At 65.3% G+C, this 15002-nt stretch carries 15 protein-coding genes; 6 read left to right on the top strand and 9 right to left on the bottom strand.

Features of this window, described 5'->3' with window-relative positions; translation table 11 throughout:
- Nucleotides 1-36: 36 nt before the first annotated feature.
- Nucleotides 37-1254: an argininosuccinate synthase gene (locus tag ACODTA_RS21425; protein ID WP_489068415.1), complete on the bottom strand. Its 1218-nt coding sequence runs from the start codon at nucleotides 1252-1254 to the stop codon at nucleotides 37-39.
- 86 nt (nucleotides 1255-1340) lie between these two features.
- Here ACODTA_RS21425 and ACODTA_RS21420 point away from each other — a divergent pair, with 86 nt between their 5' ends.
- Entirely contained in the window at nucleotides 1341-1766 is a 426-nt protein-coding gene (locus ACODTA_RS21420; protein WP_489068526.1) for a DUF1801 domain-containing protein, read from the top strand.
- Here ACODTA_RS21420 and ACODTA_RS21415 read toward each other — a convergent pair.
- Complete coding sequence (locus ACODTA_RS21415) at nucleotides 1754-2281, bottom strand: TetR/AcrR family transcriptional regulator (RefSeq protein ID WP_489068413.1); 528 nt, start codon at nucleotides 2279-2281, stop codon at nucleotides 1754-1756. The genes ACODTA_RS21420 and ACODTA_RS21415 overlap by 13 nt on opposite strands.
- 164 nt (nucleotides 2282-2445) lie before the next feature.
- On the opposite strand from ACODTA_RS21415, the gene bdcA reads away from it, so the two are divergent.
- The gene (gene bdcA, locus ACODTA_RS21410) at nucleotides 2446-3159 is read left to right on the top strand and encodes an SDR family oxidoreductase (RefSeq protein WP_489068411.1); all 714 of its coding nucleotides are present in this window, start codon (nucleotides 2446-2448) and stop codon (nucleotides 3157-3159) included.
- A 57-nt stretch (nucleotides 3160-3216) separates the two neighbouring features.
- Here bdcA and ACODTA_RS21405 read toward each other — a convergent pair whose 3' ends face one another.
- The 7 genes from ACODTA_RS21405 to ACODTA_RS21375 all read right to left on the bottom strand — a co-directional run bounded on the left by ACODTA_RS21405 (nucleotide 3217) and on the right by ACODTA_RS21375 (nucleotide 9370).
- Complete coding sequence (locus ACODTA_RS21405; protein ID WP_489068409.1) at nucleotides 3217-4449, bottom strand: class I SAM-dependent methyltransferase; 1233 nt, start codon at nucleotides 4447-4449, stop codon at nucleotides 3217-3219.
- Nucleotides 4450-4539: 90 nt separating this feature from the next.
- Nucleotides 4540-5304, bottom strand: a complete 765-nt coding sequence (locus tag ACODTA_RS21400) for a molybdopterin-binding protein (RefSeq protein ID WP_489068407.1) — start codon at nucleotides 5302-5304, stop codon at nucleotides 4540-4542.
- On the bottom strand, nucleotides 5301-6128 hold the full coding sequence (locus tag ACODTA_RS21395) for a cytochrome b/b6 domain-containing protein (protein ID WP_489068405.1): 828 nt from the start codon (nucleotides 6126-6128) through the stop codon (nucleotides 5301-5303). Before ACODTA_RS21395 ends, ACODTA_RS21400 begins: the two co-directional genes overlap by 4 nt.
- Before the next feature lie 42 nt (nucleotides 6129-6170).
- Nucleotides 6171-6932, bottom strand: a complete 762-nt coding sequence (locus ACODTA_RS21390; protein WP_489068403.1) for a sulfite exporter TauE/SafE family protein — start codon at nucleotides 6930-6932, stop codon at nucleotides 6171-6173.
- The gene (gene rlmN, locus ACODTA_RS21385) at nucleotides 6925-8133 is read right to left on the bottom strand and encodes a dual-specificity RNA methyltransferase RlmN (RefSeq protein WP_489068401.1); all 1209 of its coding nucleotides are present in this window, start codon (nucleotides 8131-8133) and stop codon (nucleotides 6925-6927) included. Before rlmN ends, ACODTA_RS21390 begins: the two co-directional genes overlap by 8 nt.
- A 110-nt stretch (nucleotides 8134-8243) precedes the next feature.
- Complete coding sequence (locus ACODTA_RS21380; protein ID WP_489068399.1) at nucleotides 8244-8732, bottom strand: hypothetical protein; 489 nt, start codon at nucleotides 8730-8732, stop codon at nucleotides 8244-8246.
- Nucleotides 8729-9370, bottom strand: coding sequence for a histidine phosphatase family protein (locus ACODTA_RS21375; protein WP_489068397.1), 642 nt, complete (start codon nucleotides 9368-9370; stop codon nucleotides 8729-8731). Before ACODTA_RS21375 ends, ACODTA_RS21380 begins: the two co-directional genes overlap by 4 nt.
- A gap of 134 nt (nucleotides 9371-9504) precedes the next feature.
- Here ACODTA_RS21375 and ACODTA_RS21370 point away from each other — a divergent pair, with 134 nt between their 5' ends.
- The 4 genes from ACODTA_RS21370 (at nucleotide 9505) to gyrB (ending at nucleotide 15002) form a co-directional block, all read left to right on the top strand.
- Nucleotides 9505-10074, top strand: a complete 570-nt coding sequence (locus tag ACODTA_RS21370) for an outer membrane protein (protein ID WP_489068395.1) — start codon at nucleotides 9505-9507, stop codon at nucleotides 10072-10074.
- Nucleotides 10075-10209: 135 nt separating this feature from the next.
- Nucleotides 10210-11322 (top strand): DNA polymerase III subunit beta, encoded by a 1113-nt coding sequence (dnaN, locus tag ACODTA_RS21365; protein WP_489068393.1) that lies wholly within the window; start codon nucleotides 10210-10212, stop codon nucleotides 11320-11322.
- A gap of 37 nt (nucleotides 11323-11359) precedes the next feature.
- Nucleotides 11360-12439: a DNA replication/repair protein RecF gene (gene recF, locus ACODTA_RS21360; RefSeq protein WP_489068391.1), complete on the top strand. Its 1080-nt coding sequence runs from the start codon at nucleotides 11360-11362 to the stop codon at nucleotides 12437-12439.
- A 64-nt stretch (nucleotides 12440-12503) separates the two neighbouring features.
- Nucleotides 12504-15002: a DNA topoisomerase (ATP-hydrolyzing) subunit B gene (gyrB, locus tag ACODTA_RS21355; RefSeq protein WP_489068389.1), complete on the top strand. Its 2499-nt coding sequence runs from the start codon at nucleotides 12504-12506 to the stop codon at nucleotides 15000-15002.

Genomic DNA, 15002 nt, shown 5'->3' with positions numbered 1-15002 from the left:
CGGCGATCCGCCGAAGCGGATCACCTGCACTGGAAATCAGCGGTCGCGGCGGCCGAGCAACCGCAGTCGCAGCGCGTTCAGCTTGATGAAGCCTTCGGCGTCGCGCTGGTCGTAGGCGCCCTGATCGTCTTCGAAGGTCACGACCTTCTCCGAATAGAGCGAATAGGGCGACTTGCGGCCGATGATGTGCGCCGCGCCCTTGTAGAGCTTCAGGCGAACGGTGCCCGTCACCTTTTCCTGGCTATGATCGATCGCCGCCTGCAGCATCTCGCGCTCCGGGCTGAACCAGAAGCCGTTGTAGATCAGCTCCGCATAGCGCGGCATCAGCTCGTCCTTCAGATGCGCGGCGCCGCGATCGAGCGTCACCTGCTCGATGCCGCGATGCGCCAGATGCAGGATCGTGCCGCCCGGCGTTTCGTACATGCCGCGCGACTTCATGCCGACGAAGCGGTTCTCGACCAGATCGAGCCGGCCGATGCCATGAACGCGGCCCAGCTCGTTGAGCTTGGTCAGCAGGCTGGCCGGCGACAGGCCCTCACCATTGATCGCCACGGCATCGCCACGCTCGAAATCGATCGTGATGACCTCCGGCGTGTCGGGCGCGTCCTCGGGATTGACGGTGCGCGAGAAGACATAGTCGGGCACTTCCTCCCACGGATCCTCGAGCACCTTGCCCTCTGACGAGGTGTGGAGAAGGTTGGCGTCGGTCGAGAACGGCGCCTCGCCGCGCTTGTCCTTGGAAACCGGAATCTGGTGCGCCTCGGCGAATTCGATCAGCCGGGTGCGGCTGGTCAAATCCCATTCGCGCCACGGCGCGATCACCTTGATGTCGGGCGCGAGCGCGTAATAACCGAGCTCGAAACGGACCTGGTCGTTGCCCTTGCCGGTCGCGCCATGGCTGACCGCATCGGCATTCACCTGGCGGGCGATCTCGATCTGGCGCTTGGCGATCAACGGCCGCGCGATCGAGGTGCCGAGCAGATAGAGCCCCTCGTACAACGCATTGGCGCGCATCATCGGATAGACGAAATCGCCAACGAACTCCTCGCGCAGATCATCGATGAAGATATGCTCGGGCTTGACGCCGGCCATCTCCGCCTTGCGGCGCGCGGGCTCCAGTTCCTCGCCCTGGCCGAGATCAGCGGTGAAGGTGACCACCTCACACTGATAGGTCTGCTGGAGCCATTTCAGGATCACGCTGGTGTCGAGACCGCCGGAATAGGCCAGTACCACGCGGTTGATCTTGTCGCTCATCAGGGATCCTTCTCATGCCGGGAATCGCGCGAGTGCGCCTATGCGCAAAGCCGCGCCTGTGCAACATTCCCCGTAAGAAAGGCGTGATCGCAGTGGCGGAAAACAAGACCAGGCTCACCGGAAACGACGTGGCGGCGTTCATCGATTCGGTCGAACCCGATGCCCGCCGCGAGGATGTCCGCACGCTCGACACGCTGCTGCGCCGGATTACCGGCATGGCTCCGGCGATGTGGGGGCCGAGCATCATCGGCTATGGCCGCTATCACTATCGCTACCAAAGCGGACGTGAAGGCGAGATGTGCCGGATCGGCTTCAGCCCACGCAAGGCGGCGCTCGTCCTCTATTTCAACGGACGGACACCGGCCTTCGAAACCCTGCTCGCCATGCTCGGGAAACATGAAAGCGGCAAGGGCTGCCTCTACATCAAGCGCCTCGCCGATGTGGATATGGCGGTGCTCGAAAGGCTGGCTGCCGAATCACTCGCCTATATGGACGCGCATCACCCGGATTGATTGGCTTCCCGGGCAAAGGCGCGCGCCGCCTTTTCGGCGAAGCGCGCCAGCATCGCCCCGTCGTCCCCGTCGCGGGCGCTGGCCGACATGCCGGCGAGCACGACCGTCGCGAACTCGGCAAGTTCGTCGGCGCGATCGGGATATTCGCCGGCGATGAAATCGCGAATCGCGGCGCGGCTGGCAGCCTTGGCTTCGCCCGCGATGGCGCGTGCTTCGACATCGGCGCTGTTGCGGGTGCCGTCGAGCACAAGGCAACCCGCCGCGCATCCGGGAACCGCATAGATCCGGGCCGCAACCCTGAACATCCGCGCGATCACGGTAGCGACATCGCCGCCCTCGGCCAGCGCGGTCGCGAACACATTGGCCTCACCGCTCGCATAGAGTGCCAGCACACGCCGGAACAGGCCGGCCTTGCTGCCGAACGCGGCGTAGAAGCTCGGTGGACGGATGCCCAGTGCCTCGCCGATCTCGGCGACACCCACACCGTCATACCCCTTGTGATGGAACAACGTCATCGCCGTCTCCACGGCGCGGTCGGCATCGAACGCGCGGGGCCTGCCCCTCCCGCCCGAAACACTGGGTTTCCGATTTTGTGTAGCGTTCACTAAAATAATCCTTGCCGGAACTCTTTCGCGATAATATGTAGCGATCACTACACAAGATCGCAAGGAACCTTCCCATGACCGATTTCACCGACAAGAATGTCCTCGTCCTCGGCGGCAGCCGCGGCATCGGCGCCGCGATCGTCCGCCGTTTCTCGCGCGACGGTGCACGGGTCGCCTTCACCTATGCCGGCGCGCTGGCCGCCGCCGAAGCCCTGTCCGCCGAAACCGGCGCCGAAGCCGTTCGTACCGACAGCGCGGATCGCGACGCGCTGACCGCGACGGTGGCGGAGCGCGGTCCGCTGGACGTACTGGTGATCAATGCCGGCGCGCTGGTGATGGGCGATCCGCTGACCCTGGATGCCGATGCGATCGACCGGATGATCGACGTCAACGTCCGCGCCCCATATCATGCCGCTGTCGAAGCGGCGCGGACCATGCCCGAGGGTGGCCGCATCATCGTGATCGGATCGACGAATGGCGACCGCATGCCCTTTGCTGGGGGTGCCGCCTATGCACTCACAAAATCGGCGATCCAGGGCATGGTGCGCGGGTTGGCACGCGATTTCGGCGCGCGCGGCATCACCGTCAACAACATCCAGCCGGGCCCGACCGATACCGACATGAACCCGGCCGCAGGACCGATGGCCGACACGATGCACAGCTTCATGGCGATCAAGCGCCATGTCCATGCCGACGAGGTGGCCGGCCTCGCCGCCTATCTCGCCGGGCCGGAAGCCGGGATGATCACCGGATCGATGCAGACGATCGACGGCGGCTTCGGCGCTTGAGGACTTGTTTGAGGAAAGCGCGGAAGAGCGCTTTCCAGAGGCGGCACCGGCCCGCTCTCAACCCAGTGCCGCGAGGCGCTTCTCCTCCGCCGCGATCCAGTCGCGGGTGATGGGCAGCGCTTCGCGGCGGCGGGTGTAGAGGATCTGGTAATTGCCCATGCCGCCATATTCGAAAGTCGAGATCGCGCCGGCCAGATAGAACAGCCACATCCGGTAGAAGCGCTCGTCATACATGGCAACGATGGCCTCGCGATTGTCGACGGTGCGCTGATACCAGCGGCGGATGGTGAGCCCATAGTGCAGCCGGAGCGTCTCGACATCGGCTGCGATCAACCGGCTTTTCTCGCTCGCCGCCAACGTTTCGGAGAGTGCCGGGATATAGCCGCCGGGAAAGATATATTTGCGCGTAAAGGCGTCGGTGGTGCCGGGAACGCCGAAGCGACCGATGGTGTGGATCAGCATCGCGCCGTCCTCGGCCAACAGGTTGCGGCATTTGCGAAAGAATTCGCGGAAATGCGGCGGGCCAACATGCTCGAACATGCCGACCGACACGATCCGGTCGAACTGCCCCTCGACATTGCGATAGTCGATCAGCTCAAACTTCACATGATCCGAAACGCCCGCCGCCGCCGCCCGCTCACGTGCGATCTTGAGCTGTTCCTCCGACAGGGTGACGCCGAGCACGTCGACGCCGCAGGTGCGATGCAGATAAAGCGCCATGCCGCCCCAGCCGCAGCCGATATCGAGTACGCGCTGGCCCGGCTTCAGATGAAGCTTGGCGGCGATATGCGCCTTCTTGTCGATCTGCGCCTGTTCCAGGCTGTTCGCCGGATCAGTGAAGTAGGCACAGCTATATTGCATGTCAGCATCGAGGAAGAGCCGGTAGAAATCGTTGCCGAGATCGTAGTGATGCGCGACGTTGCGCTTCGATCGCGCCTGCCAGTTGAGCCGCGACAGCCGGCTGCCGGCATTGCTGAGCGCGCGGCGCAGCGGATTGCGGATCTTGAGCTGGCCGCCGCGTTCCCAGGGCTGGTTCTTGCGCACCAGCGTGATGAGATCGAGGATATCGCCCTGCTCGACGACCAGCCGGCCGTCCATATAGGCTTCAGCCGCGCCCAAGCGGGGATGGCTGGCGACATAGCCGGCTGCGCCCGCATCGGTGAAGCGAATCGAGACTTCGCCATAATCGGGATCAGGCGAGCCGAAACTGCGGCTACGTCCGGCATGGTCGGTGAGGGTGAGCGTGCCGCGCGTCACCAGTCGCGACAGGAAAACGTCGATCAGAGCCATCAAGCCTCCTGCTGTCGATCCCCCGAAAACCCGAATGCTGAAAGCGGCGTGAAGGGTCAAGGCCGATGCGGTGATCGAGCCAAGTGCGGGTCAGATGCCGGCATACCATTCATATTGGGCGCGATCCTCCCAGAAACCGCCCTTGCCCAGCCCGATTCCGTCGAGGTTGGAAACCGCGTCGATCGCCTGGACATATTTGGCGTGCTTGTAACCGAGCTGGCGCTCGACCCGCAGCCGCAGTGGAGCGCCGTTGCGGATCGGCAGGATCTTGTCGTTGAGCACCCAGGCGAGAATCGTCTGGGGATGGAAGGCGTCGATCAGGTCGATCGATTCATAATAGGCGATGCCGCCGCCCATCTCGTCCGCGCAGCGGAAGACCAAGTAACGCGCCGATTCGCGCAACCCCGCCAGATCGAGCAGCCGGTGAAGCGGCACCCCCGTCCATTTGCCGATCGCACTCCAGCCCTCGACGCAGTCGTGGCGCGTGATCTGGGTGCGCGCCGGCATCGATCGGATTTGCGCCATCGACAGGCTTTGCGGTCGAGCGACCAATCCGCGAATCTCGAGCCGCCAGCGCGCGAAATTGTCGGCCGCATGCGCACGATAGTCGATACCCTGCGGGTTCTGCGTGCCGTTGCCGCGGAAAAAAGGCGACAGGTCCGCCGCCTCGAACTCGCGGGCCAGCGCATGGCGATCGGTGATCAGCCGTTGCGCATGGCGATTCATCGCGTCGGCGGAGAACAGGATCTTGCGGACCGCCGGGCTCTCGCCGAGCCGATCGCAGCCGGCGAGCAGTCCACCCGCGCCGAGCGCCGCGCTCGTCAGCAATCGCCGCCGGCTGACGATGCCGCTCATCCGCGCGCCCTCACGCGCCCGGTGATCATCCCAGCGATGCCGCGCAGCGGTCCCGCGAGCACCACCAGCAGCAGATGAACAAGGACGAACAATACCAGTGCCGCCGCCGCGATGAAATGGATCGATCGCGCCGACTGGCGACCGCCGAACAGGTCGAGCAGCCAGGGCCAGGCCGCATCCATTCCCGGAGACATGGTGAGCCCGGTCAGGATCATCAGCGGCAGCAGCATGAAGATGACACCGATATAGCTGGCCTTTTGCAGCATATTATAGCCGCCGCCATGATCGAAGCGCAGCTTCAGATGGTCCTTCACGTCGCGCCAGACCGCCGATGGTGCAATCTCCGCGCGCGTGAAGCTGAGATCGCGGCGGACATGGCCGTTCCAGAACGCGCGCACCATGAAGCCCAGCAGCCCGAACGCGAACAGCCAGGCGAAGCTCAGGTGCCAGCGGCGCGCCAGGGCGAGATTATAGGTGGAGGGAATCGTCGCCCAGTGCGGAAAGGCACGGCGCTGCACCCGGCCCTGCCCGTCTTCCCAGCGCCCCAGCACCCCGGTGGTATCCCAGCGACGATTGCCGATCTGGAGATAGCCGCGCGTGTCGTCCGATCCGATCAGCAGCCAGGCGCGATCCCAATTGGCGCCATATTGGCCCCAATAGAGGCGGGGATGCGCATTGAAGATCATCAGTCCGCTCATCAGCAGCGTGAAGACGGCAAGCGCATTGGTCCAATGCCAGATTCGCGTGGACAGGCGATGGCGAAGCACATGCGGAGCCGGTGGCCGCACCGTCGCATCTCGCTCGCTCTCCGCCAGGCTCGCCATGCGTTGGACAATCCCATCCGACGATCCGGCTGTAAACCCGGCTCAACTATAGGCGCGCCAGAAGAAGACGGCCGTCATCGCAGCGGTCACGAACAGGGTGACGGCGCGAATGACATGCGGCGGCAGGATCCGCCCGACGCGCGCGCCGAGATAGCCCCCCACGACGGCCCCGATCAGCATCGGCACGGCGAGCTGCCACACGACCATCGACGCGACGACGAAGATCGCGGTCGCGGCGGCGTTGGCTATGGCGAGCATCAGCGTGCGCGGCGCCGCCAGATGGTGTGGCTCGACGCCGGCAAGCAGGCCCCAGGCCGCCATCATCATCAACCCGACGCCACCGCCGAAATAGCCGCCATAGATGCCGAGCGCGAGTTGCACCCCGATCAGCGTGCCCGTGCCGATCCTGACGCGGCTGTGCAGCGCGTTGGAGGCACGCTTGCCGAACGCCATGGCCAATGTCGCCAGCAGCAACAGCCAGGGTATGACGATATCGAAGGTCCGCGTCGGCGTGGCGACCAGCAACAGGCTGCCGGCCAGCCCACCGAAAAAGGTGATTGCGACAAGCGTGCGGACGCTGATGCCGCCCAACGGTTCCAGTCCGTCGCGATAGGCCCAGGCGCTGGCGATCGCCCCGGGCTGGAGCGCGACATTGCTCGTCGCGTTGGCGATCGGCGAAGGCAGGCCGAGCGCGATAAGCGTCGGCATCGTCGCGAACGTGCCGCCGCCGGCGAGCGCGTTCATCGCGCCGCCCACGAGGCCGGCCAACAGTGCAAGCCCCGCCGCGGCGGCGGGATCAGCCAAGCGCCGCCTGCTTTTCCTCTGCCAGCCGGTCCAGCTCGGCGCGGCTCTTCTTCTCGGCGGCGGTCTTGAGCTGACCGCAGGCGGCATCGATGTCGCGCCCGCGCGGCGTGCGCACCGGCGCGGAAATGCCCGCCTCGAACACGATGTCGGAGAAGCGCCGCACCCGTTCGGGCGTCGAGCATTCATAGGCCGCGCCCGGCCAGGGATTGAACGGGATCAGGTTCACCTTTGCGGGCAGCTTGAACTTCCGGATCAGCCGGACAAGCTCGCGCGCATCCTCGTCGCTGTCATTCTTGTCCTTGAGCATCACATATTCGAAGGTGATCCGCCGCGCATTGTTGGCGCCGGGATAGTCGGCACAGGCCTGGAGCAGTTCCTCGATCCCGTATTTGCGGTTGAGCGGCACGATCTCGTCGCGGATCTCCTTGGTGACGGCATGGAGCGATACCGCCAGGTTCACGCCGATCTCCTCGCCGGCGCGCGCCATCATCGGCACCACACCCGATGTGGACAGTGTGATCCGCCGCTTCGACAGCGCCAGACCGTCACCATCCATGACGATCTTCAGCGCATCGCGCACCGCGTCGAAATTATAGAGCGGCTCGCCCATACCCATCATGACGATGTTGGTAAGCATTCGCCCTTCGGGCTGCGACGGCCATTCGCCAAGCGAATCGCGGGCCAGCATCACCTGCCCGACGATTTCGCCCGGCATCAGGTTACGCACCAGCCGCATCGTGCCCGTATGGCAGAAGCGGCAGTTGAGCGTACAGCCGACCTGGCTCGACACGCACAACGTCCCGCGATCCGCATCGGGGATGAAGACCATTTCATAGTCCTGACCGTCATCCGAGCGGAGCAGCCATTTGCGCGTGCCGTCGGTCGAGACCTGCGCCTCCACCACTTCGGGGCGGCTGATCACGAAGCGTTCGGCAAGCCAGGGATGCTGGGCCTTGGCAATATCGGTCATCACCGAAAAGTCGGTCGCGCCGCGATTGTAGATCCAGTGCCAGAGCTGCTTGGCGCGCAGCTTCGCCTGTTTGGGATCAAGCCCCGCGTCGGCGAGCGTGGCCCGGATCTGGTCGCGCGACAGGCCGACCAGGTCGATCCGTCCATCGGTGCGCGGCACATTCGGGCGCGGCACGGGCACGGGATCGATATGGCCGGGGATCGGCATGGTGATGGTCTGGGGGGCGTTCATCGGCGCCATGTAGGGAAAAACGCCGATATTTTCCACTGCAAGCTGCGCAATGCCTATATTTTGAGCGCTCCCCGGCCGAAAAACCGGTTCCCACTTTTTCGGGAAGCGCTCTAGCGGCGGCGGGCGCAGCCCAATGCGGCGGCATCGATCGCGGTGGCGGCCCCGCGCAGACGATAGGCATCGGTGAAGGCACGGCCATTTCCGTCTCGGCTGGCGACCGCCATGCTGGTGGCGTTGCGCATGGCCGCGACGATGGCGGCATCGGCGCGCGCATCGGGCGCCCAGGCGTCGGCACCGCCCGATGCCAGGCGGAAGCGGCGATCACCGACCGTCAGGATCACGACCGCATCGGCGGCGCGGGTCCGGCTCATCCGGATGTGGAGCTGGCCGCGCACATTGCGGCCCGGCCAGTGCGCCACGCTGGCGAATGGCCGCCAGCGCCCGCCGGTGCTGCGCGCCGCAGGTTCGGAGATCGCGTAGCAGCGTGCGGGACGATCATCCCTGAAGGCGCCCCAGCCTTCGAAGATGCCGAGCGAATCGCGCGCCATCGCCGGCGCCGCGATGGCGATCACGGCCAGCGCGGCAGCCCCCCGGATCACGCCGGAGCCCTGCCCCGGCCACGATGGATCACAGTTTCCGCGCCATCCGCGATCATCACCATCGATCCCTGGGGGAGACCAGCAGCGACGCCAGCCTTGAGCACGGGATCATGCGCGATCCCGGTCATCACCCCGCGCAGCACGCGCGACGACAGGCCATGCATGATGATCAGCCGATCGCCTGGCTCGTCGCGCGTATCGGCGAGCCAGGCCGACAGCCGCGCCGCGATCTGATCATACCATTCGCCGCCGGGCGCGGTGCGGCTGAACAGCCCCGTCGCCGGATCGAGCAACGGCCCGCCTTCCGCGATCACATCGGCATAGCCGCGGCCACCCCATGCGGCGAGATCGATTTCCCGCAACCGGGTATCGACGCGCGTCCGGTGCCAGTCCGCGCCGATATGTTCGGCAACCACCGCCAGCGTCTGCAGCGCGCGGCCGGCGTCCGATGCCCAGAGCGTCGGCGGCGAGCCAGGATGCCGATCCAGATAGGCTTTCAGCGCCTCGCCCATCTCGTCCGCCTGGGCGAAACCCGCGCGCGTGAGCGGCGTATGGACATGATCGCCCTGCATCCGCGCCGCGGCGTTGAAAACGGTTTCGCCATGCCGCGCGATGAAGAAGCGTGCCGTCCGGTCCATGGCAGGGCCATCGCGCGTTCGTGGCAAAAATGCAACGCTTGGCGCTGTTTATGTGAGGTTCATGCAACCTCTCCCGGAATAGTGCACTGAGCACCTGCCCCGCCCTTTCGGGGCAAAGTGAGTGGAGTGAAATTATGCGTAAACTTGTTCTGGCCTCGCTCGTCGCGATCGCCTTCGCCACCCCCGCCATGGCCCAGGATGCACCGTTCACCGGCCCGCGCGTGGAAGGCGTAGTCGGCTGGGACCGCGTTCAGGGCGGCGGCAGCAAGAGCGACGACGTCATGTACGGCATCAATGCCGGCTACGACGCCCAGATGGGTGGCGCCGTGATCGGCGCCGAAGTCGAGTATAGCGATTCGAGCAACCGCGCCTGTTCAGGTGCGAAGACCGTCGCCGATCCGCGCCTGTGCCTGAAGGCCGGCCGTGATCTCTATGCCGGCGCGCGCGTCGGCACCGTCGTGGGCGGCCGCACGCTGCTCTATGCGAAGGCAGGCTATACCAATGCCGATGCCAAGTTCACCTCGGACAACGGCACCACCGAAACCACGCTGGCCAAGAATCACCTGGACGGCATCCGTGTCGGTGCGGGCGTCGAGCAGTCGCTCGGCAACCGGGTCTATCTGAAGGGCGAGTATCGCTACTCGAACTATGAGCAGGGCGTCGAGCGCCACCAGGCGCTCGCGGGTGTCGGCGTCCGGTTCTGAACCGGCGGCGACATGCCTGAGAAAAGAGGGTCGGGGCGCTTGCTCCGGCCCTTTTTCTTGCTAATGAGGGAGACTGGCCGAGCCGGTTCCGCGCTCCGGCTCCAGCCATAGTGGTACGCCCGGGGGAACACGGACATGAAGGCGACGATCGAACGCGCAACGCTGCTGAAAAGCCTCAGCCACGTTCAGTCGGTGGTCGAGCGGCGCAACACCATCCCGATTCTGTCCAACGTCCTGCTCGAAGCGAGCGCGGACGGCACGATCCGGCTGATGGCGACCGATCTCGACCTGCAGATCGTCGAATCGGTCGAGGCCGCGGTGGACCAGGCCGGTGCGACGACGGTGTCCGCGCACACCCTGTTCGACATCGCACGCAAGCTGCCCGAGGGCAGCCAGGTCGAGCTCGCTGCCGCCGACGGCAAGATGCAGATCAACGCCGGCCGCGCACGCTTCAATCTCTCGACGCTGCCGCGCGACGATTTCCCGGTGATCGCCGAGGGCGAGCTGCCGACCAAGTTCGAGCTGCCCGCGCAAACGCTGCGCCAGATCATCGACAAGACCCGCTTCGCGATCTCGACCGAAGAGACGCGCTATTATCTCAACGGCATCTTCCTGCACGTCTCCGACGAGGCACAGCCGGTGCTGAAGGCGGCGGCGACCGACGGCCACCGTCTGGCACGCGTCACCGTGGCGCGCCCCGACGGCGCGGAGGGCATGCCTGACGTGATCGTGCCACGCAAATGCGTCGGCGAACTCCGCAAGCTGCTCGACGAGGTCGACGGATCGGTCGAGGTGACGTTGTCGCCGACCAAGATCCGCTTCGGACTGGGCAGCGCGGTGCTGACCTCCAAGCTGATCGACGGCACCTTCCCTGATTACAGCCGCGTGATCCCGACGGGCAACGACAAGATGCTCAAGATCGATCCGCGCAGCTTCGAGGAAGGCGTCGATCGCGTCGCGACCATCGCCACCGAAAAGACCCGCGCGGTCAAGATGGCGCTGGAACGCGACAAGATCACCCTGTCGGTCACCAGCCCCGAAAATGGCACGGCGGCGGAAGAAGTTCCGGGCGATTACGTCTCGGAAGGTTTCGAGATCGGCTTCAACGCCCGTTATCTGCTCGACATTCTCGGCCAGATCGAAGGCGATATCGTCGAGGTCCACCTGGCCGATGCGGCGGCACCCACGCTGATCCGCGAGAACGACAAGTCGCCCGCGCTCTACGTGCTCATGCCGATGCGGGTGTAATCGGGGCCGATCAAGGTGCTGCTTTGATCGGATTCTCATGAGCCTGCTGACCCGATTGTCGCTGAGCGACTTCCGCTCATATGCCGATGCGCTGATCACGCCCGGACCGGGTTTCGTCGTGCTGACCGGCGAAAATGGCGCGGGCAAGACCAATATTCTGGAGGCTGTCTCGCTGCTGGCGCCCGGCCGGGGCCTGCGGCGCGCGGCGCTGTCAGAAATCGCGCGCGACGGCGGCTCTGGCGGCTTCGCGGTCGCGGCGCAAGTCGCCGAATCATCACCGGACGACCAGGACCCGATCTCGATCGGCACAGGCACCCTGGCTACGACACCAGAGCGTCGGCAGGTGCGCATCAACGGCGCGCAGGCAGCCGCAACTGCCTTGTCTGACTGGCTCTCGGTCTTGTGGCTGACCCCGGCCATGGACCGGCTGTTCGTCGAAGGCGCTGGCAATCGCCGTCGCTTTCTCGACCGGCTGGTGCTTGCCCTTCATCCGGGTCACGCCGTTCAGACCACGCGTTACGAAGCGGCGATGCGCGCGCGCACCAAGCTGCTGACCGGCGAGACACGGCCCGATACCGGCTGGCTCACCGCGCTCGAGGCGCAGATGGCCGAACATGGCGCCGCCGTGGCTGAGGCCAGGATCGAGACCGTGGCCGCGCTTGGCATGCGGCTGGCGGATGTGCCCGAAGGACCATTCGCGCGCGCGGGACTCGCCATCGAAGGCGGCGTGCCCGGCGACCTCGCGGCATGGCGCGCGCGCGACGCGGCAGCCGGCCGCGCGCTGACCGGGCCGCATCGCCAGGACCTGATCGTCACCCATCTCGGCAAGAACCAGCCGGCCGAACGCTGCTCGACCGGCGAGCAGAAGGCGCTGCTGCTGGGCATCGTGCTAGCCCATGCCGATCTTGTCGCGGAACGCGCCGGCCGGCGCCCGGTGTTGCTGCTCGACGAGGTGGCCGCGCACCTCGACCCGAGCCGCCGCGCCGCGCTGTTCGAAAGGCTGGCGGATGCCGGCGGGCAAGTCTGGATGACGGGGACCGAGGATGCATTGTTCACCGGGCTCCCGAACTCCGCTTCGGCCTTCAAAATCGCTGATGGAATGATTATATCCATCTAGCTCCCAACATCATCGGCAGTCGCTTTTCCTTGGGCTTCGCCCGACCCTTCGCTATAGAATCGGCATGAACGAAGAACCTTCCCAGACCAGCAATCAGAACGCCTATGGCGCCGACTCCATCAAGGTCCTGAAAGGGCTGGATGCGGTCCGCAAGCGGCCGGGCATGTATATCGGCGATACCGACGATGGATCGGGCCTTCACCACATGGTGTTCGAGGTTTCCGATAACGCGATCGACGAGGCGCTGGCCGGCCATTGCGACCTGATCCGCATCACCCTCAACGCCGACGGCTCGGTATCGGTCGAGGATAATGGCCGCGGCATTCCGACGGGCATCCACCCGGAGGAAGGCGTGTCGGCGGCCGAGGTCATCATGACCCAGCTCCATGCCGGCGGAAAGTTCGAGAACACGTCGGACGACAATGCCTACAAGGTCTCCGGCGGCCTGCACGGCGTGGGCGTCTCGGTGGTGAACGCGCTTTCCGAATGGCTCGATCTCACCATCTGGCGCGACAATGAAGAACATTACATGCGCTTCGCGTTCGGCGATGCCGTGGCGCCGCTCAAGGTTGTCGGCCCGGCGAACGGGAAGAAGGGCACCAAGGTCACCTTCTTCCCGAGCCCCGCCACCTTCAAGATCACCGAATTCGATTTCGAGAAGCTCGAACATCGCTATCGCGAGCTCGCTTTCCTCAATTCGGGCGTCCGGCTGATCCTGGCCGATGCACGACACGAGGAGCGGGTGGAGCACGAGCTCTATTATGAGGGCGGCATCGCCGCCTTCGTCAAATATCTCGACCGCGCCAAGACCGCGCTGTTCCCGGAGCCGATCGCGATCACCGGCCAGCGCGACGATATCGGCATCGATGTCGCGCTGGAGTGGAACGACAGCTATTACGAAAACGTCCTCTGCTTCACCAACAACATCCCGCAGCGCGATGGCGGCACGCACCTTGCCGCCTTCCGTGCGGCGCTGACGCGCACACTCAACGGCTATGCGGAGAAGTCCGGCCTGCTGAAGAAGGAAAAGGTCTCGCTGACCGGCGACGACATGCGCGAGGGGCTGACCGCGATCGTCTCGGTCAAGCTGCCCGATCCCAAGTTCAGCTCGCAGACCAAGGACAAGCTGGTTTCCTCCGAAGTGCGCCAGCCGCTCGAAAGCCTGCTCGCCGACAAGATGGCCGAGTGGCTGGAGGAGAACCCTGCCAACGCCCGCTCGATCGTCCAGAAGGTGATCGACGCCGCCGCCGCGCGCGAGGCCGCCAAGCGCGCGCGCGAGCTGACCCGGCGCAAGGGCGTGATGGACATCGCATCGCTGCCCGGCAAGCTCGCCGACTGCCAGGAGCGCGATCCCGCCAAGTCCGAACTGTTCCTGGTCGAGGGTGACTCGGCAGGCGGATCGGCCAAGCAGGGCCGCGACCGCAACGTCCAGGCGATCCTGCCGCTCAAGGGCAAGATCCTGAATGTCGAGCGCGCACGCTTCGATCGCATGCTCTCCTCCAAGGAGATCGGCACGATGATCCAGGCGCTGGGCACGGGCATCGGGCGCGACGACTTCAACCTCGAGAAGCTGCGCTACCACAAGATCGTCATCATGACCGACGCAGACGTCGATGGCGCGCATATCCGCACGCTGCTGCTGACCTTCTTCTACCGCCAGATGCCCGAGATCATCGAAGCCGGGCACCTCTTCATCGCACAGCCGCCGCTGTACAAGGTCGCGCGCGGCCGCAGCGAAGTCTATGTGAAGGACGATACCGCGCTCGACAATTATCTGGTCGAGGCCGGCGTGGGCTCGACCCGGCTTGAAACGTCGGGCGGCGTGCGCTTCGGCGAGGATCTCAAGTCGCTGGCCGATCATGCACGGCGGATGCGCAGCCTGATGCGCTATGTGCCGCGCCGCTATGATTCGAGCATTATCGAGGCGCTGGCGCTGGTCGGCGCGCTCGATCCAGCGCTTGAGCCGGGCCAGCGCAGCGAAGCGCTCAACCGCGTCGCGCAATGGCTGGATCGCGCCGATCCCGAAGCGCGCTGGTCGGCCGGCCTCAGCGCCGAAGGCGGCTATCACCTGCAGCGCATGTGGCGCGGCGTCACAGATCATCACATCATCGAGGCCGCCTTCCTTTCCAGTCAGGAGGCGCGCCGTCTCCACGCACTGATCGAAGAGCAGCGGGAGAGCTACGCCGGTATCGCCAAGCTGGTGACGCTGCCCAAGGGCGCTGCCGCTCAGCAGGAAGCGGGCGAAGGCGAGGGCGAGGAGGAAACGCCCGTCGCCGACACGAAGGGTGTGGCGGTCACGCGGCCGTCCGACCTGCTCGAAGCGATCCTGGCCGCCGGCCGCAAGGGGCTTTCGATCCAGCGCTACAAGGGGCTGGGCGAAATGAACGCGGAACAACTCTGGGAAACGACACTGGATCCGCAGAACCGTTCGCTTCTGAAGGTCGAGATCGCGCAGGCCGACATGGCCGACGAGATCTTCACGCGACTGATGGGCGACGTCGTCGAGCCACGGCGCGAGTTCATCCAGGAGAACGCGCTCAACGTCGCCAATCTCGACGTCTGA

It is taken from the genome of Sphingomonas sp. FG14, assembly GCF_057809675.1.
The sequence above is the reverse complement of the archived record's forward strand: the minus strand, read 5'-3'. Positions and strand labels throughout refer to the sequence as shown.

Coding starts and splice junctions, on each gene's coding strand:
- gyrB (WP_489068389.1), top strand. CDS start 12,504: ATGAACGAAGAACCTTCCCAGACCAGCAATCAGAACGCCTATGGCGCC.
- ACODTA_RS21405 (WP_489068409.1), bottom strand. CDS start 4,449: ATGGCTCTGATCGACGTTTTCCTGTCGCGACTGGTGACGCGCGGCACG.
- ACODTA_RS21375 (WP_489068397.1), bottom strand. CDS start 9,370: ATGGACCGGACGGCACGCTTCTTCATCGCGCGGCATGGCGAAACCGTT.
- rlmN (WP_489068401.1), bottom strand. CDS start 8,133: ATGAACGCCCCCCAGACCATCACCATGCCGATCCCCGGCCATATCGAT.
- ACODTA_RS21395 (WP_489068405.1), bottom strand. CDS start 6,128: ATGGCGAGCCTGGCGGAGAGCGAGCGAGATGCGACGGTGCGGCCACCG.
- recF (WP_489068391.1), top strand. CDS start 11,360: ATGAGCCTGCTGACCCGATTGTCGCTGAGCGACTTCCGCTCATATGCC.
- ACODTA_RS21415 (WP_489068413.1), bottom strand. CDS start 2,281: ATGACGTTGTTCCATCACAAGGGGTATGACGGTGTGGGTGTCGCCGAG.
- ACODTA_RS21400 (WP_489068407.1), bottom strand. CDS start 5,304: ATGAGCGGCATCGTCAGCCGGCGGCGATTGCTGACGAGCGCGGCGCTC.
- bdcA (WP_489068411.1), top strand. CDS start 2,446: ATGACCGATTTCACCGACAAGAATGTCCTCGTCCTCGGCGGCAGCCGC.
- ACODTA_RS21425 (WP_489068415.1), bottom strand. CDS start 1,254: ATGAGCGACAAGATCAACCGCGTGGTACTGGCCTATTCCGGCGGTCTC.
- ACODTA_RS21370 (WP_489068395.1), top strand. CDS start 9,505: ATGCGTAAACTTGTTCTGGCCTCGCTCGTCGCGATCGCCTTCGCCACC.
- dnaN (WP_489068393.1), top strand. CDS start 10,210: ATGAAGGCGACGATCGAACGCGCAACGCTGCTGAAAAGCCTCAGCCAC.